26 protein-coding genes are annotated in these 26,049 nt (G+C 41.1%); 1 reads left to right on the top strand and 25 read right to left on the bottom strand.

What is annotated here, in order from left to right:
• Positions 1-267 precede the first annotated feature (267 nt).
• The 14 genes from GT508_RS14425 to GT508_RS07110 form a co-directional block, all read right to left on the bottom strand.
• Positions 268-507, bottom strand: a complete 240-nt coding sequence (locus GT508_RS14425) for a hypothetical protein (RefSeq protein ID WP_192934792.1) — start codon at positions 505-507, stop codon at positions 268-270.
• 271 nt (positions 508-778) lie between these two features.
• Positions 779-1,315 carry a hypothetical protein gene (locus GT508_RS14650; protein WP_243144091.1) on the bottom strand — a complete coding sequence of 179 codons (537 nt, stop codon included), beginning with the start codon at positions 1,313-1,315 and terminating at the stop codon, positions 779-781.
• Between the two features lie 681 nt (positions 1,316-1,996).
• Positions 1,997-3,127, bottom strand: coding sequence for a tyramine oxidase subunit B (locus GT508_RS07165; protein ID WP_161143882.1), 1,131 nt, complete (start codon positions 3,125-3,127; stop codon positions 1,997-1,999).
• Positions 3,128-3,139: 12 nt separating this feature from the next.
• On the bottom strand, positions 3,140-4,507 hold the full coding sequence (locus GT508_RS07160) for an MmgE/PrpD family protein (RefSeq protein ID WP_161143881.1): 1,368 nt from the start codon (positions 4,505-4,507) through the stop codon (positions 3,140-3,142).
• On the bottom strand, positions 4,497-5,771 hold the full coding sequence (locus tag GT508_RS07155) for an ATP-binding protein (RefSeq protein WP_161143880.1): 1,275 nt from the start codon (positions 5,769-5,771) through the stop codon (positions 4,497-4,499). Before GT508_RS07155 ends, GT508_RS07160 begins: the two co-directional genes overlap by 11 nt.
• Before the next feature lie 74 nt (positions 5,772-5,845).
• Positions 5,846-6,559 (bottom strand): hypothetical protein, encoded by a 714-nt coding sequence (locus GT508_RS07150; protein ID WP_161143879.1) that lies wholly within the window; start codon positions 6,557-6,559, stop codon positions 5,846-5,848.
• 45 nt (positions 6,560-6,604) lie between these two features.
• A complete protein-coding gene (locus tag GT508_RS07145; protein ID WP_008791695.1) occupies positions 6,605-8,227 on the bottom strand; it encodes a recombinase family protein in 1,623 nt (540 codons plus the stop codon).
• A gap of 107 nt (positions 8,228-8,334) precedes the next feature.
• Positions 8,335-8,520: a hypothetical protein gene (locus tag GT508_RS07140; RefSeq protein ID WP_004849804.1), complete on the bottom strand. Its 186-nt coding sequence runs from the start codon at positions 8,518-8,520 to the stop codon at positions 8,335-8,337.
• A 270-nt stretch (positions 8,521-8,790) separates the two neighbouring features.
• Positions 8,791-10,131: a virulence-associated E family protein gene (locus tag GT508_RS07135; protein ID WP_115714955.1), complete on the bottom strand. Its 1,341-nt coding sequence runs from the start codon at positions 10,129-10,131 to the stop codon at positions 8,791-8,793.
• A complete protein-coding gene (locus tag GT508_RS07130) occupies positions 10,016-10,756 on the bottom strand; it encodes a CHC2 zinc finger domain-containing protein (RefSeq protein WP_115714956.1) in 741 nt (246 codons plus the stop codon). Before GT508_RS07130 ends, GT508_RS07135 begins: the two co-directional genes overlap by 116 nt.
• Before the next feature lie 47 nt (positions 10,757-10,803).
• Positions 10,804-12,276, bottom strand: a complete 1,473-nt coding sequence (gene mobQ / locus GT508_RS07125; RefSeq protein ID WP_074104019.1) for a MobQ family relaxase — start codon at positions 12,274-12,276, stop codon at positions 10,804-10,806.
• Positions 12,277-12,278: 2 nt separating this feature from the next.
• Positions 12,279-12,596 (bottom strand): DUF3847 domain-containing protein, encoded by a 318-nt coding sequence (locus GT508_RS07120; protein WP_008816380.1) that lies wholly within the window; start codon positions 12,594-12,596, stop codon positions 12,279-12,281.
• Between the two features lie 286 nt (positions 12,597-12,882).
• Positions 12,883-13,086 carry a hypothetical protein gene (locus GT508_RS07115; protein ID WP_004614949.1) on the bottom strand — a complete coding sequence of 68 codons (204 nt, stop codon included), beginning with the start codon at positions 13,084-13,086 and terminating at the stop codon, positions 12,883-12,885.
• A 145-nt stretch (positions 13,087-13,231) separates the two neighbouring features.
• A complete protein-coding gene (locus GT508_RS07110) occupies positions 13,232-13,456 on the bottom strand; it encodes a helix-turn-helix domain-containing protein (RefSeq protein WP_110104245.1) in 225 nt (74 codons plus the stop codon).
• Between the two features lie 302 nt (positions 13,457-13,758).
• On the opposite strand from GT508_RS07110, the gene GT508_RS07105 reads away from it, so the two are divergent.
• Positions 13,759-14,799 carry a DUF6076 domain-containing protein gene (locus GT508_RS07105; RefSeq protein ID WP_110104246.1) on the top strand — a complete coding sequence of 347 codons (1,041 nt, stop codon included), beginning with the start codon at positions 13,759-13,761 and terminating at the stop codon, positions 14,797-14,799.
• 157 nt (positions 14,800-14,956) lie between these two features.
• Here GT508_RS07105 and GT508_RS07100 read toward each other — a convergent pair whose 3' ends face one another.
• The 11 genes from GT508_RS07100 to GT508_RS07050 form a co-directional block, all read right to left on the bottom strand.
• Entirely contained in the window at positions 14,957-16,579 is a 1,623-nt protein-coding gene (locus GT508_RS07100) for an ABC transporter permease (RefSeq protein WP_243144090.1), read from the bottom strand.
• A gap of 16 nt (positions 16,580-16,595) precedes the next feature.
• Positions 16,596-17,261: an ABC transporter ATP-binding protein gene (locus GT508_RS07095; RefSeq protein ID WP_015536575.1), complete on the bottom strand. Its 666-nt coding sequence runs from the start codon at positions 17,259-17,261 to the stop codon at positions 16,596-16,598.
• 182 nt (positions 17,262-17,443) lie between these two features.
• Positions 17,444-18,475 (bottom strand): sensor histidine kinase, encoded by a 1,032-nt coding sequence (locus GT508_RS07090; RefSeq protein ID WP_055192238.1) that lies wholly within the window; start codon positions 18,473-18,475, stop codon positions 17,444-17,446.
• Complete coding sequence (locus GT508_RS07085) at positions 18,472-19,164, bottom strand: response regulator transcription factor (protein ID WP_007890426.1); 693 nt, start codon at positions 19,162-19,164, stop codon at positions 18,472-18,474. Before GT508_RS07085 ends, GT508_RS07090 begins: the two co-directional genes overlap by 4 nt.
• 211 nt (positions 19,165-19,375) lie before the next feature.
• Positions 19,376-19,513 (bottom strand): helix-turn-helix domain-containing protein, encoded by a 138-nt coding sequence (locus GT508_RS07080; protein ID WP_161143878.1) that lies wholly within the window; start codon positions 19,511-19,513, stop codon positions 19,376-19,378.
• A gap of 33 nt (positions 19,514-19,546) precedes the next feature.
• On the bottom strand, positions 19,547-20,650 hold the full coding sequence (locus GT508_RS07075; RefSeq protein WP_161143877.1) for a DegT/DnrJ/EryC1/StrS family aminotransferase: 1,104 nt from the start codon (positions 20,648-20,650) through the stop codon (positions 19,547-19,549).
• 1 nt (position 20,651) lies between these two features.
• The gene (locus GT508_RS07070; protein ID WP_161143876.1) at positions 20,652-22,094 is read right to left on the bottom strand and encodes a lipopolysaccharide biosynthesis protein; all 1,443 of its coding nucleotides are present in this window, start codon (positions 22,092-22,094) and stop codon (positions 20,652-20,654) included.
• A gap of 1 nt (position 22,095) precedes the next feature.
• Entirely contained in the window at positions 22,096-23,109 is a 1,014-nt protein-coding gene (locus tag GT508_RS07065) for a glycosyltransferase (protein ID WP_161143875.1), read from the bottom strand.
• A 23-nt stretch (positions 23,110-23,132) separates the two neighbouring features.
• Complete coding sequence (locus GT508_RS07060) at positions 23,133-24,497, bottom strand: O-antigen polymerase (RefSeq protein WP_161143874.1); 1,365 nt, start codon at positions 24,495-24,497, stop codon at positions 23,133-23,135.
• Positions 24,494-25,267: a glycosyltransferase family A protein gene (locus GT508_RS07055; protein ID WP_161143873.1), complete on the bottom strand. Its 774-nt coding sequence runs from the start codon at positions 25,265-25,267 to the stop codon at positions 24,494-24,496. Before GT508_RS07055 ends, GT508_RS07060 begins: the two co-directional genes overlap by 4 nt.
• An 8-nt stretch (positions 25,268-25,275) precedes the next feature.
• Positions 25,276-26,046: a glycosyltransferase family 2 protein gene (locus tag GT508_RS07050; protein WP_161143872.1), complete on the bottom strand. Its 771-nt coding sequence runs from the start codon at positions 26,044-26,046 to the stop codon at positions 25,276-25,278.
• Positions 26,047-26,049 lie beyond the last annotated feature (3 nt).

The following is a 26,049-nucleotide window of genomic DNA, read 5'->3' as shown; positions in this document are numbered from 1 at the left end:
AAGTAATTCCAGTCCTCTATGAACAGCCCCAACATCATAACCGCCATCCAATGCCAGCACCTTTATATCAATAGGTAGCATCTCCAATTTTATGTGTGATACGCATCGTTGCTTTTGTGAGCTTTGCCCATTTGCGATATTTGTCACAAAACTGCACATGTATGGCGTCAACTTAGATGTATAGCAATCGGAGTAGTATTCCGTCCACAATAGGGTGAGATTTACACCTAGCTTTGCTAATTCTTTGTGTATGTAGCTGTAATCAGGCTACTTTCTGGGATTGACTACTTCTAACTTATTAGGATAAAGCAGTGCATACACCTTTAGGGCATTACCATAGTTGGTAATACCTGCTGGTAATGGATAGTTCAGATCTTCGCACTTCTTGAATGCTCTCAAGAAGTCATTGACACTAGGCTTGCTGAAACCAGTCTGACGTGCTATTTCGCTACCAGACATTGATAGCGCATAGTGTTTGATAATGATGTTCTTGTAGTCTAACTGCATACATCATCCTTAAAATGATTTATTCACCATCACCAGGATGGCTACTATCATTATAAGGATTGGATTACATAGACTGGTAGGAATTCGGCTGTTTAGAAACGGAATGCGACCATTTTGCTCCGCAAATCCGGCCGTTTAGCTTCGCAATATGCAAAACCTGCATTTTTTCAATCAAAAATGCAGGTTTTTGGGCGTATTTTCAAGGTTTTTAACAATTGACATGCAACGAATTTTTGTTTAGTTGTACCTATGATCGGAAGTTAACAGATATTTAATGCTCATCTGAATGTCTTTTCTTTATTTCCTCATTAATTTCTTCTAGATATGTCATTGCCGTTAAAGGACTCGCATTATGTATGTTACCATTTCCATCTTTAAAAAAACATAACTCATCATATTGTTTATATCTTTTTTCTCCTAATGTATCTTGAAATTTAAACTCTAGTTTGAATTTAGAATGGCTATTGTTTTCTGATGCTTGTAAGGTAATTACAAATACTATTTTCATCTCATCATAGATACTGAGAGGGCGCGTCTTTCCATTATCCTTTGGTATCTCTACCAGTCTTGCCGGTTTGGGTTTGTAGGATTTCTTCTTTAAACGTTCTACCAGGTTTTCTATGTTCTCATCCAGGTTTCTACTATATTCCTCTTTTGTAACTCCGTCGATTCCTACAGCTTTCTCCCCATCCATTTGAAGATGACAACTCTGAAGCATCTCTTTGTTAATGAGATGTCCCAGTGACGTAAAGACCATGTCTGGATTCTCTTTTGATAATTGTGATATTCTCGCCAATTTCGTTTCCATTAGTTCTCCTATCTCTGTGTATAGCTAATGTTTCCTCTTTGATATGGTTTCGCAGGCCAGAACTGCGAGGAACAGTTCTATCTCGACTTCCCTCCGGCATTTATTTTGTTCATTCCTTCATCAGTACTTTTCGGGCCTCCGACTACCTGCATTTCTTTTGCCTTTCTTCTTTTGGTTGTCGGGCATACCTTCCTTTTACACTACGGAAGAAAAATGCAGGTTCTCCCACAGTCGACATATAATCCTTGTATAACATGAATAGTTCCCTCCAACACCGCAGAGCCACGTGAAATCTCGCCATTACGATAAACCCGTGTTTTGCCTTCCTTCCAGACCACAAAGTCGGCACTCTGATTTATGGGATTTCGGTGCTCTATAGCTATCCCTATTACCTTGCTGTCTACACTTAGCATATGCCGTTACCGTCATACACCCAAGACTCGCTTCAAATGCTGTGGCTAGCAACTTATTTGACAGGATTTCCACCTGCCGGATTATATGCCATTAACTGGGCGCACGGTCTGACCCCGAATTTTCTTCTGATTTTTTATTTCCTCATTTTCATTGAGTTGTACTTATTTCTGGAAGTTCACAGTTTTTAACAATTGATATGCAACAGTTCTTTGTTTAGTTGTACCTACAATTGGAAGTTAACACATTTAGTTATTTATAATATTTTCATTAAAGTGCAGGAATTTCCCAAACATTCAGTTTCATACCAATTTCTTTTTTAAGCGCATTCTGATAGACGTCATGTCCCCATGCGACATCTTCAATAGGCATCCCGCCAACTGCATAAAGAATAATTTGATTTTCCCTATCTCGCCCCTTTTTTTCACCAATAAGAATTTCTCCTATTTCTGTAATAGAATCTCTGGATATTTTTTTCTCCCTAACAGCATCGTAAAATCCCATCCCTAAAAGAGTAGATACATTCTTTTGAGTAGGAAGCGGCTGTCCTTCTCCCCATTCATCATACATTTCATAGTTATCCGCAATAAGTTTTACATCCTTATCCGACAGAAAATCCGTATCAACCAACAATGCTGATGCAGAAATAACCAGTGCACCTTTCTTAAGCCATTCTTTCTTTACAGTTGGATTATCTTCATATTTTGCGGCATTGGTTGTTCCATAAAATACAATATCAGCATCTTTACATACCTCAGCAAGCTCATCACATACAACATACTTTTTAATGCCTGGATATTTATTTTTACAATATGTCATAAAGGAATCTATCCCTCTATGACTTCTTCCCTTGATTCTGATTGTATCTATAGAAGGTTGTGCAGACATAAACGCATCTAATGTATATCTACTCATCGTTCCTGGTCCTATAATTGCCACCGTCTTAGGATTTTTTACCGTAAGGTATCTTGCACCAACTCCTGATGTTGCACCTGTTCTCATAGCGCTAAGAATGTTAGCCGACATATATGCCAAAGGTGCACCTGTCGTTGCATCCAGTAACTGCATCATAAGTATAGATCTTGGTAACCCCTTCTGTGCGTTATCTGGATTTGATCCATAACTTTTAATTCCAAATATTTTAAATCTTCCCCCGAGATAAGCTGGCATTGCCATAAACCTAAAATCTGGCTTATGCGTAGGCATTCCTTCAATATCTGTTGTCTTAGGAAAAGAAACACGAATACCATGTTCATTAGCGTGTTCTCCTCCCATCCTATAATCTTTTTTTTGAAGAAGAACAAACATATCTTCAATACAATCTATACACTTGCTCATGTCTTTAACACCAGCTTCAATCATATCCTCTTCATTAAGATATACCAAATCAACTCTGCTCATTTCACAATCTCCTTATACGTGCTTTAACTCTGGAATATTATTCTCAATCGCACATTTCTGAATTGCATTCAAAATATCGCTAAATGGTTCTTCATAATCCGTCTCCAATATTTTACTAACCATATTATTAATATTTTTCTCTGATGAATACGCTCCGTTAATACTATAAATCTTTTTAACAATATCATCTATACTAACATCTGCATTATGATCCCCATCTGGTTCAAAAGCTTCCGATCTGAAAGTCTCCCCATCCTTTGTTGTAATTTCTGCTCGGCTTAAGCGTTTTCCCGGAAATACTTTGTCATATTCTGGTTCATGATGAAATTCAATTTTTTTAATCACATCTTCCACTCTGGCATCATACATTTTTTCTGTACTGCTCTCCAACGGACCGCAATTACCAAATAATATTTGTGCTACAATCGGATAAATAATATTATACTGGGCTTCATCCTCATTCTTAGGCGCATTTCTATACAATGTTCCCGCATTCCCAAACGAATAAATATCTACCTTAGCAATGTTTTGCGCTACAATAGAATTTTTCTCCATTATTGTTTTAACTGCTTTAATCGGACTGTGCGCCCATCTACAGCACGAATAAAATTTAATATACAAATTGAAGAAATAAAACTTTTCTCCAAGTGTATCAATGTAATGAAGATACTCATCATCAAGAATAACTGGATTTTTTCCTGTGATTCCAGCTTTAGCCATCATTACCGCTTGTGTTCCTGCATGTTGTCCCCAATATATGCCATCTTTGTTTGTAGATGGTATATAACAAGAACGCTTTGCAGGAGTTACCGGCATAATAAAGTCAGCAATTCCAAGTGCCATTTCCATTTCATTTCTATTCAGTCCTAACAATTTACCCACTGAAGCAGCTGTTGCAAAAGTTCCATAACTTCCAGAGCTGTGATCCCAGCCATAAAAGTCTCTAATAGCATATCCTTGTCTGATGGAAATCTCATATGCAACAACAACTGCAGCTAAAAATTCTCCATAAGTACACTTTGCATTTTCTGCCGCCGAAATAAGTGCCCCAAAGAACCCTGCCCCTGGATGTCCTCTTAATAAAGAATAACCATCATCCAAATCCAACGCATTAGCTGCCATGCCATTTGCAAGTGCTGCTCCTATAAGGTTAGTTTTATTTCCCGATCCCAGCACTGTATATTCTCCGTTTGGATAATTTTCCTTAACATATGCTGCTATGGTTTGTGCTGTGTTGTTCTTAGCTCCGGCACAAATTACTCCTGCAAGATCCAAAAACATCTTTTTCGCCTGTGCTTTAACATCATCAGAAAAAGTGTCAAAATCACATTCTATAAAATCAAGTAACTTAATTAAATATTCTGATTTATTATTTTTCATTTTTTTCACCTTCGTATCTATATTTTGAAATAACCATTGAATTACCATTTTCATCTAATACACGATATGTATTATAGACTGAATCCAAACACTCTTGAATATCCACGTCCCTATCAATAAGTAACCCAAAGGCCGCAACTCTTTGTGCAATATCTCCTGTCGCCGGAATTATTTCTCCTTCTGGTATAATTTGTCTTCCATAAATGACATGAGACATTTTCAACACATCATCAAAACCAAGGATTTTTTCCATTTTTCCTGGTCTCACAGTAACCGTAAGTAACAATGCAGTCCCACCATTTAAGCGATAACATTGTTTCGGATTACCTATTGCCCCTTTTACATCCCCAGTCAAAGCAAATGTAATCCATGAACGAACAGTACTAAATCCTGTTGCCTTTTCCAAAATCACGTCATAATCCCCGCCCGGCATTCGTTGAGCAGGATCATAATAACGAATCGTATTACCATCTACAAATCCCTGTAAAAAAACTGGTCCAAATTTTATTCCAAGTGATTTAATCATTTCTTTTACACGATCAATCACACACGCTTCAAACATATCAGAACTATCCGATGGTAATTTTGTACAAACTACTTGCTTGTTCAAATTATCTTCTGGTTTGCCCAAATGCCGATCACCAAATTTTACTAAATAAGGTTCTCCATCAACCACAAAAAAAGCAGAGCCGATATCCTGATACTTCTCCATGTATTTTTCACAAACAAATCCACCATCTGAGGATTCCGTTTTTGCGAAAGCAATGCCCTTTATTGCCTCTTCCTTAGAATAGCAAACTGACTGTCCACGAGACCCTCTACTATTTGTCGGTTTAATAAATAATGGGTATTCAACATTGCCTTTCATTACATCTTCTTCTGTATATTCTGGTATTACATCAACCCCATGTTGAACGCAATAATCTTTAAATGTTCTTTTATCTGTTAAAACATCAAATGTTTCTTTTGTTCCTATACATGGTAAGTTAAGGCGTTTACAAATTTCATAATACGGCTTTTGAGCTGGATCAATGCAAAAATTCATAACGCCATCTACATGTTCCTCCTTGCATTTTTCTACAATAGCATCAACATCTGTAATATTCAGCATCCACGCTTCATCCGCCAATTTTTTTGCAGGAGAATCCGGTAAATAATCTGTTACAATTGTATAAATTCCCATCTCTTTTGCGGCTCTTACAACCTTATTATGAACTCCTGCACCGGCCAGAATTAATAGTTTTTTTCCTTTTAAATTATACATTTCTTTATAACACCTCTATTTTATACATCTTTTACTAAAATTATAGCTTTTAAATTTGTCAGATAAACCTACCATTAGTTTACTCTAGTTCTTCTTTCAACAATATCTGTAATATCTGCAATTTTTTCCCCTGTATTTTCTTCCATCATTCTAATAAACCCTGCCATTTCGTAGAGTTTTTCAAAACAATTTAAATTAAAATGAACCATTCCCCTGACCATTGTTTCAACATTTACTCTTTCATTTACTATCTCTTCAAAAGGTCGTATTTTCTCGACATTTGTATTAAATACGTATGGCAATGCATAATACTTATTAATATTAAATTCATTAGAAAGGACAGCCTTTCTGTCATTATCAACCTTTAAAGCATAATCGCCCTTAGCCTTCATTGCCGCAATCACCGTAAGTGATTTTCTCGACATTGCTCTCATAAAATGTTTTGTCAAATTAGGCCCATATAAAAATTGATTTCCATAAATTACGAATTTATTCTTAGTAAACCGCTGGTTTAGTGTTGGTACAATTGTAATTTTGATATCTTTTAATTGTAATGGAATACACTTTCCTACAATTACTATTTCTCGTATTCCAACAAGTAAAAATTGTGAAATCAAATAATGTATAAGCGGTTTATTATATACTATTATCTCTGGTGAAATGTTTTTATCTAATATTAAAATTCCCATCCCATGATTTGACTGTTCTTGTCCATACAATATACTTTCTATATCTGTATCAAGTAAAATACAAAGCCTATTCAAAAGCGATGTATCTGGGAAAGACATTCCCGTCTCCCTTAATTAAAGATATTGTTGGGTAAAAAAGAAAGGTCAGTCGATTTTGCCGATGAAGCGGTAGTAGATTTCTACTTCCTGCTCACGGCTTCCGTCCTCGCCCTTGACAGCTTCGTGGACGGTTATTTTTTCAATTAGAGTGTTCAGAAGTTCGGCGGTCAGCTCCACAGGGTTGACATACTGTTTCATCAGGGCAATCCACTTTTCAGCATCCGCTGCGGTCTGTACGGCGGCTTCCATCGTTTCGTGAAGCTGTCTTATTTTTGTTTCAAGCTCCTTTTGCTCGTTCTGGTACTTCTCGGACAGCATATTGAAGTTATACTCGGTTATGCGTCCGGCAGACCAGTCCTCATACATTTTAGCAAACAGCCCGTCAACCTCGGCTTTACGCTTCTCTGCCTTTTTCAGCTCCGCAGCCTGCTTTTTCTTCGCAGAGTTTCTTTCCCTGTCGCTGGCATTGAGCAGGCGTTTCAGCAGCTTGTCCTCGTCTTTCTGTGCCAGCATAGACCAGTATTGCAGTCTTGCAAGCACATAGGCATACAGTACATCATAGCGGATATAGTGCATGGAACACTGGCGTAATCCCTGCCCGTTCTTGCTGCAATGGTAGTACCCGTATGGGTTCTTATTCTGCTTGTTTTCCCCATAGGCTAAAGACCATCCGCAGTCTGCACATTTTATCAATCCTGCGAAAATCTGTGTCGTACCGTTTCTGCGTTTCCTGCGTCTGCTTGCAATCAGCTCCTGAACTTTTTGGAACACTTCTTCAGAAATGATGGCTTCGTGGGTATTTTCCACACGATACCATTCTTCCTGCGGCTTCCGCACCTTTTTCTTGTTCTTGAATGAAATGTTGCTCTGCTTGTTGTGAATGCTGTGACCGATGTAGGTTTCCTCTTTCAAAATGCTCTTGACCTGTGCTATCGTCCACGCATAGGCTTTTTCTGCGGGCGCACCGGCGTAGATATTGGCGAAAGTCCCGTATCTTTCATAGTTCAGCCAGCCGGGGGTAGGTACTTTTTCCTCCACCAGAATCCGTGTAATGCTGGCGGCTCCACGCCCGTGTACAGCAAGGTCAAAAATCTTCTCTACAATCCAGCGTGTTTCCGGGTCGATCAGAAGATGACCTTTTTTGTCCGGGTCTTTTACATAGCCCAGCGGTGCATAGGCTCCATAGTGTGCGCCATTGGCAAATCTTGTGTGCATGGCAGCCTTGACCTTTTTGCTGGTCTGTCGGGCGTGCATTTCATTCAGGATGTTTAAGAACGGTGCAAGCTCGCTTTCTCCGTTGATGGTGTCCACATTGTCATTGATGGCAATGTAGCGTACTCCCTTGCTGGGGAAATAGATTTCCGTGTACTGACCGGTCAGGATATAGTTTCTTCCCAGACGGGATAAGTCCTTTGTGACAACGCAGTTGATTTTCCCGTCTTCGATGTCATCAATCATCCTTTGGAAACTTGGACGCTCGAAATTTGTCCCACTCCATCCGTCGTCAATGTACTCGTCTACAACGGTCAGCCCATGCTCTGCGGCATACTGTCTAAGCATCATGCGCTGGGTCTGGATACTGCCGCTTTCCCCCTGTAATTCATCGTCACGGCTCAATCTCAAATATAGTGCAGTGTTATAAATCGTTGTATTGTATGGTTGTTTCACGGTTAAAAATCCTCCTTCTAAAAGAAACAACCCACGCTTATACAATACTCGCTGGTACAAGTATATCATAAGCGTGGGCTGATTGACAGTCGTTATTCCGTATTTTTTCAGGAAGCGGCGGCAGCGTGCTGGATCACATCTTCCAGCAGGCTGTCAAGCGGCTTCCCATCCTGTGCGAAATGCTCCGATACCTTGATACGGACTTTCCCCATGACAAAATACTGGGTGCCGTCTTTTTCGGTAAGCAGGGTGCCGCTGTTTTTGTTATTGCTCTCGTTTTTGCTTTTTGCCATAGGCAGTTACCTCCATAAATGAAATATGCCCGACAAGGGAATGTCAGACAGGTGCACAGCCGCAGACTGTCTCCGTGTCAACCAAACCGTGTCAACCGGCAGAAAAGACTTTGAAAACAATCCATAGGCGCTCTATTATTACTTTTTACTTTTTCTTTGATTTCTTGGTTGACATGGTTGACAAAGGAGAGAAATGCCCCAAATATCAGGCTTTTCCCCGTCAACCGGCTGTCAACCAAAGCGTCAACCAAACTGTCAACCGGTGGCTTTTCAGAATGGAAGTTCCATTTGCCGGGCTTCTTCTTCCGTGATTTCCTGAAAACCGTCCCCCTCCGGCGGAGCTTGGTTGACACGCTCCCAGCCTTTTTGAGAACCGTATTTCTTATACCGCTTCGGGCTTTTGTAGGCTACCCAGCCCTGTATGATGCCGCCCGCAATGCCGGTATTCATAATCTCGCAGATTGCCCGTGTCTCCCAGTCTGCCGGGGAATTTAAGTTCCCCAGCGCTTCCTCATAAAGCTGCTTGGAACATACCCTGTCGCCGGTGTAGTCCTCCAAATAGGCGTAGATCATGCCGGCCTGTGTGTCTTCCTGCATAAAGTCCTGCTGGTGGGCGTTCAGGTATCGGTTCATTTCTATGCTGAATGACAGCTTATACTTCCCACTGCGATAAACCGTCATGGCTTCCGCCCACATCTGTTCGATATACGCCCTCGCCGCCGCTTCATCGTCCAGTATGTGAACCTCCGCCCGTTCCGGGTACACCGTCACGGGGAGAAAGCGCCGGTTGCCGGTGCGGTCACGGGGCAAAAAGTCCTGCCGGTTGGTCGTCCCTCCAAATACACATTGCCGCAGCCGGTCTGCCGGATGTGTCTCATACGGCACTTTGTAGGTTTCTTTCTGGCGGCTTAAGAATGACTTGATTTCCTCAATACTCTTGGCGTTGGCTGTGGCAATCATCTCCGACATCTCGATAATCCAATGCCCTTGCAGCTTGCGGTACACATTTTCATCGTCCAGCTTTTTCAAATCGTCTGAAAACCATTCGTCCCTGCCTGCCAGCAGCCGGAAAAAGGTAGATTTCCCGGCTCCCTGACCACCAACCAGACAGAGCATGACCTCAAACTTGCTCCCCGGTCTGAATACCCGCCGGATGGCTCCCATCAGGAACAGTTTCAAGGCTTCATAGGTGTATTCGTCCGTATCGGCTCCCAGAAAGTGATGCAGGGCGTAACGGATGCGCTCTGTGCCGTCCCATTGCAGGCTGTTCAGGTAATCCCTGACTGGATGGTAGCGGTTTTCATTGGCAACAATCTTGATGGCGCTCTGCACCTTTTTCTCGCTGGTAAGCCCGTAATTTTCTTCCAGATACAAAAGCAGGTAGTTCATGTCCATGTCGGTCAGCGTGGTACTGGTGCGCTCCCAGCCCAGCGGCTTCACAATGTCAATCTGCTCCGTCAAAAGGTTCAGGCGCAGCGCCCCGCGAAACAGAGGGTCACGCTGGAACACCGTCAGGCAGTTTCGGATGCTGTTCTTCACGCCGCCTTTCTGCGTCCCCTCTAATGTTTCCCGGATTTCTGCCGGTGTCTGCGCCGGTTCCATTGTGTCCATCGTCCTTTTGACCGCTTCCTGCGTTTCCGGCGGCAAGCTCTGAAATTCGCTGTTCAAGCCGCAACACCTCCTTTCCCTGTGCGGCGATCAATGCCGCTTTTTCTTCTATTTCTCCGTATAACAAAATATCCAAAAGGTATTCTGTGTAGCTTATCCTCTGCAACGCTTCCACAAAAAGAGGATGCCAGATGGCATCCTGCGGCTGTGGGGCGTGTGCTGTTTTCCAATGCTCCAGCAGGCGCAGATAATCGCATAGCACCCGGAAACAATACCGTTCCGTTTCCTGAAATCTCTGCTCCGCTGATTTTTGTCGGGGCTGTGACCTGTTGTGACGCTTCCTATCTGGCGGCGCATTGCCGGATTTCTCATAGGAAACGCCGAAGTTCTCCGCAAGCCTGACCGCAGCTTCCCGTTTCCCCAATCCATGCAGCAAAGCGGCAAAGTCGATCACATCCCCGGAAGCCCCGCAGCCGAAGCAGTAAAAGCGGCTGTCCACTTTCATGCTGGGCGTGCGGTCATTGTGGAATGGACAGCAGACCATGCCGTTTCTCCCCACCCGGATTCCATAGAATGAAGCAGCCTGCCGGGTGGTAACAGACTGTTTCACCGCTTCAAATACATTCAAATGCTCCCTCCATAAAAATACTGGTAGCGGTAAAGCTGCCGGTTATATCATAGCTCCATCTCATGTTTCTTTCTCTGTACTGCCTGTGGCTGCTCCCTCCGGCGCAGTGCGGTATCTACGGCGTTCTGCACCTGCCGTAGCCGTATGACTTCCTCCCGGAGTGGCTTGTGCTGCGGAGACAGTTCGGCATACTCTGTTTTTAACTGTGCGTATTCCTGTTTCCATGCTTTCAGGGCAATGGGTTTTCCGTCCAGTTTTTCTTTCAAAATACGGCGGGCGGCATAAAACAGCCGTAACTCCGCATCGTGGGATGTTTCAAATTTCTCCCTCTGTTTCTTAAACTTGATATTGTTCAATTCCGTATGAACAGGTTTTAGCCGCTGGTAATTCTCGCCCTCCCGTATCAATTCCTGCAATTCCTTTATCCGGGCAGATTTCTTTTTCATGGAGTCGCTTAACGCTTCAAATTCTTCGTTGACAGAGGAAAGACGCTCCTGCAAATCCTCTAATGTGAGCAGCTTGTTTTCCGTCAGATAATTGACGGCTTCGGCAAACTGCTTTAAGTTTCCGGTTCTGGCTTTATTGCTCCATGCCCCTGCGTTGCGCTGGTTGTAATAAGCGATCAACAGGTCGGCAAGGCTCGGTGTCTGCGGTTTGGAAAGTTCTTCTTTTACCTCTGCCATCCAGACAAACAGGGCTTTGATCTTCTTCCTCACATCCTGCATGAGCCGGTTGGTGGCTTTAATCCAGCGGTTCAGTTCCCCTTTCTCGGTGCGGATGCCCTTTGCTTCCATCTGCCGGACATTAGCTCCCTCGTGGACAGTAGGTATCAGGTCAAGCCCCTGCCGCACATAGGAACGGTGGTCGATACGCACATCCAGCCCTTTTTCCTCAAATTTTGTATTAACGGCAGCCGCCCACTGCTCCCGCCAGTGTTCCAGCGTTTCCGGCTCATGCCAGTCTGTTGTATGGACAGCGTTAAACATATAATCGCCGTTTTTATCCCGGATTCGGTTTCCATCTTCATCAAGAAGATATTCCCGACGCTGTTTTTGTCCCCATGTGCCATCCGGGTTCAAAGGGCGCATGGTTGTCATCACATGAAAATGCGGGTTAGGGATGCCGCCGTCCTCTTTCTCCGGGCTGTGAAAAGCAAGGTCGGCAATCATGCCTTTTGTCACAAACTGCTCCTGTACGAACTTCCTCGCCAGCTCCATGTTTTCTTCCAGCGTCAATTCATTCTGCATGGCAATATCAAAGGAATAGGCAAGCTGTGCTTTTGGATGTTTCTCGCAGTTCTCCACAGCATTCCAGAGGGTCGCCCGGTCAAGATATATTTCCGGCGCATGGGGCGGCAGCATGATTTCCGAAGCGATCACGCCGCCCTTTTTGGTGTAGTCGCTGACTTCTCCATAGTAGCTGCTGTAAAGACGCTCCCCGGCTCGATAGGCTGCGCTGGCAATGGCGCTCTGACCGGCGCTGCGCTTGATCTGTGCGATTGAAAAATGATAAAGTGCTATCCTTAGTCACCGCCTTTCTCCTGCCCGGAAATACGGGCGTGGTTCTCTGTGGCAGACCGGATGAAATGCTCCGCCTGCGGCAGATTCAAAATGCTTTCCATGAGGGAATAAAATTCCGCTTCGGATAGCTCCTTTGTCTGTGGTGCAATGCTCTCAATAGCTGCCCCACGGGTAATCAGCCGGTGCGTCCTCTGTTTCCGGGAACCGCTTTCCAGATACGCCTGCCGGTTTTTCAAACGCTGCATTTTCCGTTTTTCCTGTTCCAGCAGGACAGTGGTTTTTTCATATTCCTGCTTCAACTGTTCCAAAGATTTTTCCATGTTCTCACATCCTTTGCTGATAAGATAAAGAAAGACCATCCGCAGACAGTCCGTGTGTCAGTGCTTCTATAAAACCCGATGAAAAGGGAAAACCGCAGAGCGGATTTCTCTTTGCGGCGGGTACACAGGGGATAGCCGCTTTAGCGGCGCAAGGGGGTGTAGCCACCTTGTCGGAGCGAAGCGAACGCAGACCTCGGATTGCTGATTTTATCAGCGGCAGAGGTAAGCTCCGCAGGACGCACGATACATGGTCTTTAGACTATGTATAGAAGTGCGCCCTTAGTTCCTAAGGGATTTTGCCGTTTCCGGCAGTCTTGTCCTTTTTCTTGGAACGCTTGGAAAGATACTTCGGGCAGTCAACCACAACCGCCCGGAAGCTCTGTTTACATTCGTGCTGGCATTTCCGGCACAGTTCGTTGTAAGTGATACGGCTGCGGTCATTTAAGAAGAAAGACCATTCCAGCCGCCGCTTGTTGCTCATTCTTGCCATAACCGGCTCCTTCCTCCGTTTCTATCTGATGTACGCAGATAGGCTGTTTTGGCGTAGCGTTTCGGTATCATTTTTAAGGTTTTTCCCTCTGTATGCCCCTTTGGAAAGTGCGGCGGTATTGCAGTCAGGGGATAATACCTCACGCTTATTTGTCGCTTCCCGGTACGGTTTCAGAGCCTTTTGCCATCCATTCAAAGAAAGCAATTTTGCTGACCTTGATAAGCCTGCCCCTGCGGAACGCCGGAAAGCTGGGGGTGTGTACCAGCTCATAGGCGCTCGCTCTTGAAATTCCCATAATCCGCTGGATGTCCGCCACATCCAGAACCAGAGGTAAATCCTCGTAGCTGTTCAATCTCTTTTTATCGTTCATTCTGTTCCTCCCATAAATCAAATAGGTTAAAATGCTTCCTGTTGCCGTTCTCCCCCAAAGCCGTTTTCCTGCCCCATTCCTGCGGTGTTTCCCTGCATTGGTGCGCCGGATGCGTCACTTCTCCTGCCGGTCATATCCCTTTTGGACGGTCATTCACTTGTCAAGGTACTGTGTGGTACGAAATTACCAACTACAATCATCATAGCGGACCATCATTGACAAAACAATGCTTCTGCGTTACCATGAGTGTAACGGATATAACTAAATTATATAATTACCATAGACAAAGGCAGGGGATAGGGATGGAGAATCAGTTTATACGGCATGAGCCATGTTTTGAGAGGATTTTGTTTGTCCTGACGCTGGACAGGAAGAAAATGAAAGAGCGGATTTTGATTGGGGAAGAACAGCAGATCCGCTTCCAGCTGAACGGGAGCCAAAACGCCGAGGTGCTTTGTGATATGAAACGCCCGCTGGGGACTTTTTTGATAAACTTTGAGCGTGACACGGACAGAGATTGGAACTTATACGGGCTTTCTCCGCTGCGGCAAGCCCTCCGCTCCAACCGATGGAAACAGCCGGAGCTGGAGCAGACGGCAAGCGAATTTCTCTGGGGAAAATATCTTAGCAATGACCCTCTGAAAATGTATGTGGCGTTCCGTATCTGGAACAGCTATCTGCTTGCCAGAGAACCCCGTGACCGTAACGCTGCCTGTGACCGCTTCATGGATAAAATGAGCAGACTGACCGGGGTATTCCAAAACGAAACCATGAGCTTTGACAGGGAGACAGGAAAACCGAAACATTTTCAAGCTGGCAGCCTTTATTTCAAAGGCGCACCGTCAGAAGATACCCGGCTTGACCTCTGGTTCCCGGACAACCGGCGCACAGAAGAATGTGTGTCTGCCTATGCGTCCCTCTACCCGTTGATTACCTATTATCTGAACAGGCTGAATGACTGGGGGCTTTGTTTCCGGCAGTGCAAGGTCTGCGGGAAATATTTTCTGGCAAAGAGCCAGCGATATGAGCTGTGCAGTGACAAATGCCGAAAAGCACAGGCGCTTCAAAACAAGCGGGAATTTGACGAGAGGGCAAGAGAAAATAACTATGACCTGCTTTATAAAAATGAATGCCAGAACTGGCGCAACAAAATAAACCGGGTAAAAAATACCGCAGGCTTTCCGGCTGACCGTCTGGAAAAAATACAGGCTGCCTTTGCTGACTTTAAGAAAGAAGCCTTACAGAGAAAAAAAGCTGTAAAAACAGGAATGGCCAGCCCGAAAGAATTTGCGGACTGGCTGTATCAGCAGAGTAATGTAATTGTTGAGCTGACCGAGATATGAAAAACTTTCTATCGTCAATTTCGCATTATTGCAATAACAGATTGCTTCTTCCATGAATGGTAATATTATCATCAAACTTTTGGAAGAACTATAAATGTCCGAGGTGCCTTTGATTTCGACAGAAAAACAGGCTGAATTGTTACAAAGCTCGGACATTTCAAAAGAATTTTTTGAAAAATACTAAAGAAGCGGAGCAGCTAAAATCTGCTCCGCTTCGATATGATTGATCTAAGGATGTTTTGCTATCTGCTGCTACTTGAGGATAAGGTGCATAGGTCAACCTCAAATTCTCAATGCCGTCAAGCTGACCAATCTCTGAAACCATTTCGCTGGAAATTAAATCTTCTCTTTCGTGGATACTATATGTGAGTGCAAAATCGCTTACTCCCCATTGGCTCACATAATTCTCCGGGCTTAAACCATGTAATAGCCCTGTGACGACAAGGAACAAGGAAAGGCCGAAAAAAAGCGATGCAAAAACAAGGGTTGTACTCTTAGCATTACGAAAGACATTGTTCCATGCCATTCTGGACAACTTCATTTTGCTACAATTTCTGGCGCTGCTCTTTGTGCTGGCTGCTGTATATTGGAGTGCTGCTATTGGTGAAACACTTCCGGCAATTTTGGCGGGCTTCATGCTTGCAATCATAACGGTAATGAACGTAAATATGGCCGATCCTATGAAAATAAACGGCGAAAAAGATACTTTTGTTCCCACATCAGAATTTGTTGAATACATCATATTCAGGAAGTAAGGAACAATGCCAAAGGAAACAACCGCACCAAGTAACAGACCAATCGGAATACCAATACAAGAGATTCTGATTGCCTGCTTATAGATAATTCTTTTTATCTGCCTTTGGGTCGTTCCAATCGTTTTAAGACGGCCATAGAATTGCACATCTTTTACGACAGAGACATAAAGAATATTATAAATCAGCAGATAGCCGCTAAAGGATATAAAAACTGCTAAAATTATTACAGCTAAAATAATAGTTCCACCATTTGCCTGTTCTAATGGTGCAATTTCAAATGTTTGCCCTTCTGTAAAGTCAATCTCACGCCGCAATCTTTCACAGTTTTTGTCAGCATTATCATTGCCTTGAAAACGGATCATTGCCGTAACACTATTATCCAGTGATACATTTAAGCTATCCTTAAAAGCGGATGAAACATAAACATAACCACGATTATTTGTGCGCATTGGAATGTAGTCCGTATAGTAGCCCGACAGCAAAAAGGTGTCTGAGACATAATTATAGCTATCGCCAATTTGGTACGACAACACAATCTCCATCCCTATTTGCGGATCAGAAATGCCCATCTGTTCAAGCACCCATGTAGGTAGCATAATTTCGTTTTTACTTGATGGGTAATTTCCTACAACACCTGATATAGTAGGAAGACGGTGGTGTTCCCACTCGGTATCATCTATCCAAACTATACCTAATCTCGCATTTTGCAGTTGCTCTGTATCAACACTGCCTAAACGCTGCTGTATACCTACGTCAAGGACAAGGTTTGATTTTGAAATGTCAACCAACTGATTTTCTGTTACATTTGTGATTCCGACATCAGCGGTAGTTCCCATTAACCGAATTTGTTGCATTTGGTAGGTTTCAAAGTAACTAAAACCAATACTGAATGTCGCAGTTATCATAAATGCAGTTAGCACAAGAGCAATGATTGCAAATAAATTACGCTGCCGTTCATGGTGCAAACTGCGCTTTGCCAGTTTCTTTTCAATGTTACTGGTATCATTTTCAAAAGGCCATGTCATAGTCTGCCACCCCTACTTATTCCACAATTTTGCCGTCCTCAATGCGGACAATCCGATCTGCAAGACGGGCAATATCGTTGTTGTGGGTAATCATCACAACGGTTTGCCGGAACTCCGCACTGGTGCGCTTGATAAGCCCCAGCACCTCAGTGCTGGTCTTGCTGTCAAGATTGCCGGTCGGTTCGTCCGCCAGCACGATAGCCGGTTTGGTAATCAAGGCGCGGGCGATAGCCACACGCTGCTGCTGTCCGCCGGATAGATTGTTCGGCATATTTTTCAGTTTATCTTCCAGCCCCAGTAGGTGAACAATTTCGTCCAAAAACTTCTGATCCACCGTGTCCCCGTCCAACTCCACCGGCAGGACAATGTTCTCATACACATTCAGGATGGGAACAAGGTTATAGTTCTGGAAGATAAAGCCGATGTTGCGGCGGCGAAAGATGGTAAGCTGCTCGTCGTTCTTCTTTGCCAGTTCTTCGCCTCGGACAATCACGGTTCCGCTGGTGGGAGTGTCCAACCCGCCCATCATGTGAAGCAGGGTGGACTTGCCGCTACCAGAGGTTCCCACAACAGCCACAAACTCGCCGTCCTCCACGGAGAAATTTACGCCGTCAAGGGCGCGGGTAATGTTCGGTTCTGTACCGTAATACTTTTTCAGGTCAATCGTCTGTAAAACGCTCATATTCAAAACTCCTTTCAAGGTTTCCTACCTGTTGATGAGTGTATTGTAAAACCCAAATGTCCGCGAAATGTTACAGCGGCTAAAAAAATTCATTGAAAATTGAGGTGAAATGTTACAACGCTCGGACATTTCATTTTATCTCTGCACTTCGGGCCAACTTGACCCGAAGCAGAAAGTTTCTCTCAACGCAAGGGAAGCATAATGGAAAATTCCGAACCCTTGCCCGGCTCCGAAACCACTTTGATATAGCCACCCTGCCGCGTTACGATCTCGCGGGCCAGATACAGGCCAATGCCCACACCCTGCTGTTCGTGTACTTCTTCCTCACGATAGAAGCGCTGGAAGATAGCGGCCTGATTGCTTTCGGAAATGCCCTTGCCAGTGTCGGTCACTTTGATTTCCACATACATTTCCCACAGCACCACAGACACAGCGATTTTCCCGCCTGCCGGGGTGTACTTCACCGCATTGTCCAGCAGGTTAAAGAGGGCTTCCGATGTCCACTTGCTGTCATGGGAAACGGTCAAATCCTCCGGGCAGTCCACGGACACGGCGATTTCCTTTTTCTCCGCTGCATACACGATCCCACTCATGGCCTGTGCCACGGTATCAAAGAGGCGGCCCGGTTTCTTGTCCAACTGGATCACGCCTGTTTCCAGACGGGAGGTTTTCACAAGGGCCTGAAAGAGAAAGTCCAGCTTATCCGTCTGGCTGCGGATTCCCCGGATAAAGTCGGTGCGCTCTGCCTCGGCCATAGGCTTTTCCAGCAGGGTGTCCGTCGCCATTTTCAGATTGCTTACCGGCGTTTTCACCTGATGGGAAATATCCGATACAAGGGTCTGTAACTCCTGCCGTTCCTCGTCCACCCGGCGGCGGTTCTCCTGCATGATCTGGTAAAGCCTTGCCAGCCGGTGTCCGATTCTGGCAAGCTGGGTTTCGCTGTCCTCTGGCCGCTGGGGCGCTTCATTTCCGGCAATCATGTGGTCTAAGGTCTGGCACAGGTCAGCGGTAAACTGTGATAACCGTTTTCCAAACGCCTGCGTCAGTACAAAAATCCCTACAAGGGCGCACAACAGCAGCGCCCCGCCCGTCAGCAGCACCGCCGTCTGTTTTGTCACAAGAAAAAGGGCTATGGTGATCCCGGACATGGAGAGGGCAAACCCTATTGCCACCCGGCCAAACAGCCGCTTTACCGAGAGGTTTTGAAACTTCATTTTGCCTCGCCTCCCGTCCATTGATAGCCCATGCCGTAAACGGTCTTGATGTAGGGCGCGCCGCCGTCGGATTCAATCTTGCTGCGAATCCGGCTGATAGAAGTTGTCAGGGTGTGTTCGTCTACAAACCTTTCGTCTATATCCCACAGCTTTTCCAAAAGCTGCCCACGGGTCAGCACTTGCCGGGGATTTTTGCGGAACAGGTTCAGCATTTTGTACTCCATCGGGGATAGGGTCAGGGGCTTGCCATTTAAGGAAGCCGTCTGTTCCGAGAAGTCCAGAAACAGCCGCCCGTCGTCGTAAATGTCCTTGGCCGGTTTGTGGTGTTCCAGCATGGCGAACATGGCTTTGATTTTCCGCTGCAAGGCCCCGATCACAAAGGGCTTTGTGATGTAGTCCACCGCGCCCACCTCATAGCCCCGTATCTGGTCGCTTTCCTGATCGTTGGCGGTCAGGAAAATCACGATGGTATCCGGGTGCTGGGGCTTTATCAGCTTGCACAGTTCAAAACCGTTCCCGTCCGGCAGGTTGATGTCCAGCAGCACTAAATTAAATTCCCGCTGGCGGATGGCTTCGGCTGCGGTTCTGGCATTTAGGGCAGAAGTCACGCCGTAGCCGTCTGCTGTCAGGTTATAGGCCAACATCTTATTCAAAAAACTGTCGTCCTCGACAATTAAAATCTGCTTCATATCCTCACTTCCTTTGCTTTTTGCAGATAGTATAACAGGCAAATGTCCGTGAAATGTTACAAGGACAAATATATTTATCATTTTACAGCTTTTTTATGTGTACTGCAATTTTATAAAAGAAAGGACAGCAGTATCATCAAATTGCTGTCCTTGCGGTTTATTATAGCTGGTAGTGTATAAGCGTGGGTTCATCATATTTGGTGTGGTATCTTTAACTATGGGAAACTCCTCTTTCCCATTTTGAAACCGCTTTATCGCTAATTCCAAGCCGTTCAGCCAAAGAGGCCTGAGTAAATCCTGCAGATTTTCGCAATTTTGCAATTGTTTTACCTGAACTACTTAAATCCATGATTTTCTCGTCCTCCTTATGTAAGTTATATTCTTAATCTAAAATCAAATCACAAATCCTATCCACATCCGCCAAACTAAGATCTGCAAAGAGAGGAAGAGTAAGTACACGAAGAGCCATATGCTGTGCTACCGGTGTTTTTTCTGTTCCTGCTGTTGGATAATTTCTATAGCATTCAAAGCTGTTAGTTAATGGATAAAAATACTTTCGAGCCCCTATGTTATTTTCAGCCAATAGCTCAAAGACTTCATTTCTTGTATATTTATATTCATCAAACACCACTGGGAAATAAGCATAATTTGACTCCACATCTTTTTGAATTTTTGAAAGCCTTATTCCATCTACACCTGACAACCTTTCTCTATATCTCATAACGACTTTTTTTCTCTTTGCTATTTCTTTATCTAAATGTTTCATATTACACAAACCCATAGCTGCTTGAAATTCATTCATTTTTGCATTTCCACCAACATATTCCACGGATTCCGGACCATGTATGCCAAAATTTTTCATGTCATTTAATAATGTCACCCAAGAATCTTCTTTAAAGCATGCACAACCACCTTCAATTGTATTAAAAACTTTCGTAGCATGAAACGAAAACATAGATATATCACCAAAACTTGCAGACGATTTTCCTTTATATTTTACTGCAAATGCATGTGCCGCATCATAAATTACTTTTAAGCCATATTTTTTTGCAATTCGATCAATCTCTTCAACATCACAAATATTTCCGTATACATGAACCGGAACAATTGCTACTGTATTATCAGTAATTAATGCTTCTATCTTTTCAGTATCAATCGTATAATTATCCTCTTTTATATCACAAAAAATCGGTATTAGTCCATTTCTTACAATAGCATGTGTAGTTGATGCAAATGTAAATGGGGTCGTAATTACCTCTCCACCTTTCGGCAAATTCAAAGCTGCAATAGCATTTTCTAAAGCTAGATGACCATTCGTATAAAGAATACAGTGTGGAACATTTAGATATTTTTCGAGTTCAAGTTGAAGTCTCTGATGCTTTGTCCCCATATTCGTTATCCAGTGACTCTCCCACAAATCCTTTATTTCTTCACAATACTCTTCATATGAAGGCATCGAAGAACGTGTTACTAATATTTTCGACATCTTATATACTCCTTTTTCTTATATATAATCTTACAATTTCAACTAAGTAATTAAATGTATCTAACTTCAAGACAAATGATCCTGTTAAATATATAACTATACCTATGAATATTTGAATTAATAGAATAAACAAACTATTTATCTCGATATATTTTACTGGATATACAATTATTCCCATCATACATGCCAAAATAATATTTGGTATAATGTCTTTTACTTGTTCCATATATCCATAATCCAACAATTTTCTATTAGGCCACGAATTAATTATTTGGCTGGTCAGTGTAGTAAATAGCAAACTATATGCCATTGCCATCACTCCCAACTTCATAGTTAAAATCAAAACTATAATTCCAATAATTTTCTTAATAACCTCTAATTTTAAAAACAAATCACTTCTTCCCAAAGCTTTAATTGCATTCAAATTTGCAGTATGAAGCGGGTAAAACATAAATGTTATACAAAAAATCCTAAGATATGGCAATGCGGGTAACCATTTTTCTGTGAGTATAACTCGTATCATCGGCTCTGCAACAGCAGCTAAGCCCAACATTAATGGAGCCATAATATATGTACTCGTTTTGATAGCCCTCCTTGTCATTTGTTTTACTTGTTCCCTTCTATCCTGTATTGATGCTAATGTAGGTAGTAAAACACTATCTATAGAACTATTTACATTTGATGTTATAAAATCTGGAAATTGTCTTCCTCTATTATAAAATGCTAAATCTCCCGATGAATAAAACCGACCAATAATCAACTGCCTAATATTATTATAAACAGCTTCTAGCAAACTTGATGCTAGCAATTTCCATCCATAGGCAAACAACCTTTTAAATCTATTCCACGAAAACTCCCTCGATGGGCGCCATTTGACTGTAATCCACAATATTATTGTATCAACAGTTACATTAAACAATTGCTGAGCAACCAACGCCCATACACCAAACCCCTGATACGCCATCCATATGCCCAATACCGCAGCCCCTATTGTACCTCCTAACGTTGCAAAGAAAAATTTTTTGAACATAAAGTTCTTAGAAACATATGCTTGTTGAACATTTTTCACTCCAGAAATAATTATCTGTAACCCTAAAACTCTTAAAACTGCCGAAAATTCTGGTTGGGAAAAAGAGCTAGCTATAACCGGTGCCAGAAAAAACAACAAACCATATAATATCAAACACCAAACAAGATTAAAGAAAAAAACTGTAGAAAAATCAGTTTGATCTGCATCTTTTTTTTGAATTAATGCATTTCCTAACCCACTATCTACAAAAACATTTGATATTGTAATAAAAACAGTAACTAAGGCTATTAGTCCATAATCATCTGGAAGCAATATCCTTGCTAGAATTAATTCCACGCAAAATTTTACCAACTGTGCACCCGAACGTTCTGCAAATCTCCATATTAAATTTGTAAAAACTGTTTTACTGTTCATATTATCTCCTGTTCTTTAGCCATTTGTTATTATTAAACTCCAAATGTCTTATATATACCTTTTTTAATACTTTAGGTAGAACCAACGACAATACCAAAAACACCTTTCTTGTTATAGGCAAATACCGTATCAATTGTCTATACTCGTTTGTTAACAATTCTCTTGGTTTTTCTTTCAAAACCATTTCTTGCATTTTATACACAGCTTCACGACTCATACATATTTCTTTAAACTGTCCATCCGTATATTTATCAAATTCAACATACATCTTGTAAATCTGTGATGCATGATTAGTTAATTCTTTTACATTTAACCTAGCATGATGCACAGTCCAACTCGTTGCAACCCCTCGACGATAACATGACATTTCTCGACCAACATATGCCACATCTCCTAACGCACCAAAATATAAAAGATAAGGGACATCACCTACCCCATATGTAGTCTTAAAACTTGGTGGATTATTAATATATTCTACCCATTCATTCTTTCTAAACATATAGGAACTTGTATGAAAACCATATCTCAATTTCAAAAAATCATCACGTTCTATAATACCCGTTTCTAAATTTTCATTAGGAAAATAGAAGCCTGTCGATATCCCATTTTCATATATCTCTTTTGTTTTATGAACACTCATAAAGCAATTACTATTTGCCTCTAACATATCCACTTGTCTCTGCAATTTAGATGAATCTGACCAATAATCATCACCTTCACACACTGCAATGTAATCTCCTTTTACATGCGGAAGAATAAATTTTGCCAAAATTCTTTCTCCTTTTGAATACTGATTTTCCTGTTGATAAATTCCATATATTAAATCTGGATATTTTTTTTCATATCTTCTAATTATTTCAGCAGTATTATCTGTTGAAGCATCATCATGAATAACAAATTTTACTGCAAAATTTGTTTTTTGAGAAACAAAACCAATAAGTGTCTGTTCTATATAATTAGCATGATTAAATGCCAAACAATATACTGTAACTTTTATTTTTTCCTCTTTATCCATCCAAACATCACCTCATTTACTAATTATTTAACTTTTGAAACAAGCCATAAAATAAATGTAAACAAAAAATACGAAAGAATAAAATCTGTTCTCAGAAGTGGTACATTAGTCAAATGAATTGCTAATTTAACAGCCATAACAGTCATTATACCCAAACCATATTTTCGATATATACCTTCACTTTTATTTAAAACAAAGCTAATTAACAGAGGGTATATTATTATACCAATAATTCCAAAATTCATATACGCATCTGCAAACAAACCTGTGTTTGGCGACGGAACATATCCTCCAAAATAATTATTATTTATCATTTGTAAATATCCTGTTGAATATATACTAGGAATTAACTTTTGTAACAAAAAAGTGCCTTGAGACCAGACTAGTTTCGGAGCATTTTCAAATAACATATAATATTTTGTATCAAGCCAAGCTGGTAAAAACATCTCTCTACGTAATATTAAAAAATAAAAATCATATCTTTTAAAAATTAAATATGTAAATAAAGATAGAATTAAGACACAAAAAATACAAACCTCAAAATATTTTGAAAATTTACTAAGTAGATTATTTTTCTCCAAAAAACCAATAGCAAAAACAATAAAAACAAATAGCATTGCACTTTTACTTGAATTAACACTAAATATCGATAATAAAGCTATAATACTAACAAATCCGGCAAAATAATCTTTTTTTCTAATTGCTAAATATAGATAAAAAGGAACCGTATAACCAGCTAAATTCATAATTAATGTAACTATATATCCTATTGCCGTACTATCCAGCGTATTCATAGTTTCGACATAACTTTCTCTAGTTGTATAAACAGAATCACCAAATATATTTAAGGAAAAAGAAAAACCATTATAAGAAATTTTGTAAGCTATACATAACAAACATATCGAGAATAAAACTACACGGACAACTCTTCTATTCAACAAATCAAATAATTTTTTTTGATCATATTTTTCATATCTATCAAACCCCTGCTCACTTCTAGTACTTATTGTAATTGTACCAATTCTCATTGCTTTGCAGCAAAAAAACATTAATAAGAAAAAATAAATATTTGTTATCGCAAAATACAACACTGTTTGATCATGAATCGAAAACGACGCATTAAGTGGTATGTAATATAATGTAAAAAGAACTTTTATTACTATGCTTTTAAAATTATTAGCATAATAATTATATTTAAAATAAAAAGTCATAGCAGCAAACATACATAGTGCAAATATTTCTTTTTGAAGATTAAAATTTATATCATATCCTCCACCATAGTACCACAAACCATCTAATATTTTTATCGTAGTAACAACATATACAATTCTAATTAATAATAGGAAAAAAAAACCACCATTTTCCCTTTTTATTTTATTAGTCATCATTTCAGCCCCTTGCCACCTTTAATCATTAAGGTATATGCATTTTTCCAACTGGTTTTATATTCTTTTTTTGCATGTCGCACTGCATCTTGCAAACATAATAATCTCCATAATTTTTTTGATATAGTTTTATATAATACCCCTTGATCAAAAAAATATTCCCTGTTATATCCACTATTCCAAGTAGATTCTCTCTCTTCTGTAAGATTTGCTATACTAACTGGAACTGCATACATTTTTAAACCTCTTTTTAAACAATCAGCTATAAAAATGTTATCTTCCCCATGACAGTGCTCTGTTCCACCTCCAAAGCACAAATTAAATGAAATACCATTTTCCCTAACTTTACTTAATCTCACTGCAATTCTAGCAGTACCATACGTCAGGAAATTATAAAATCTAATCCTTTTTGCTTTTTTTATAATATAACGGGTTGGAATCTTCTCCACTAAATTAAATGCAATAATATCTGCATCTGGATAATCCAAAAAGGCCTTTTCAATAAGCTCTGGATAATTTTCAACATAAACCATATCATCGTCAGCAAATAGACAAATATCACCCGTAGCTCTCATCAACGTATTATTTCTATTTAGTCCGACACCACGTTCCTCAAAATTCAAATATGTAGCTGAATATCCTTTATACTCAAAATGTTCTATACCATTAAAATCGCACTGATTTCCCACTATAACATCTGATTGTATATGCATTTTTTCTAGCAAAGAATGATTATACTGATTCATTGCCGCAACTAAAACCTGAACCCTCATAAAGCCTCCTATCTTTCTTTTTCATATTTTTTTTTCTTTAATACCCCATAAAACATATTCCAACAAGTATACCACGCAGCAACTAACACCGACTTTTCATCACACATGTGAAACAAATCATAATGACTTTTAAATTTTTTTCTAAACTTATCATGGCTAATGCTTACTTTTCTAACTCTATACTTTGCCAAATTTTCTTTCAATAAATAAGCACATGTTTCTGGCTTTTTATAGAGCTGAAGTCTTATTGCATAATCATTATTTTTTCTAATATCTTTAATCTGAATAGTCCCAAATTTCTTTACGTTATACATCATTGTAAGCTGACCAATATAATCATAATTATACATCTTATGCTTATTTACCTTCTTCGGACCCGAAACATAAATATTTAATGGCTTGGACTTTTCATCAATCTTTTCGTATTCCGTAAATGAAAGAGTATACCCGTTTTTTTTCATAAAGCGCAGTTGATGTTCAAGTTTCTCTGGAGTCCACAAATCGTCCGAATCCAGAAACGCAATCCACTCACCTTTAGCTTCTCGTAATGCTTTATTTCTTGTTAATGCAGCACCACTATTTTTTTTATTTTTTAAATACTTAATTCTTTTATCATTGAACATTGCCACAACTTCATCCGTATTATCGGTTGAACAATCATCGACAATAATTAGCTCCCAATTTTCATATGTTTGATTAACAACTGATTGTATTGATTCTGCTATAAACTTTCCCGTATTCCAAGAAGGCATAATTATTGACACTAATCCGTCTATCATCCT

It is taken from the genome of Dorea sp. BIOML-A1 (assembly GCF_009875615.1).
Lineage (GTDB): Bacteria > Bacillota > Clostridia > Lachnospirales > Lachnospiraceae > Dorea_A > Dorea_A amylophila.
This window is presented reverse-complemented; position numbering and strand designations above follow the sequence as displayed.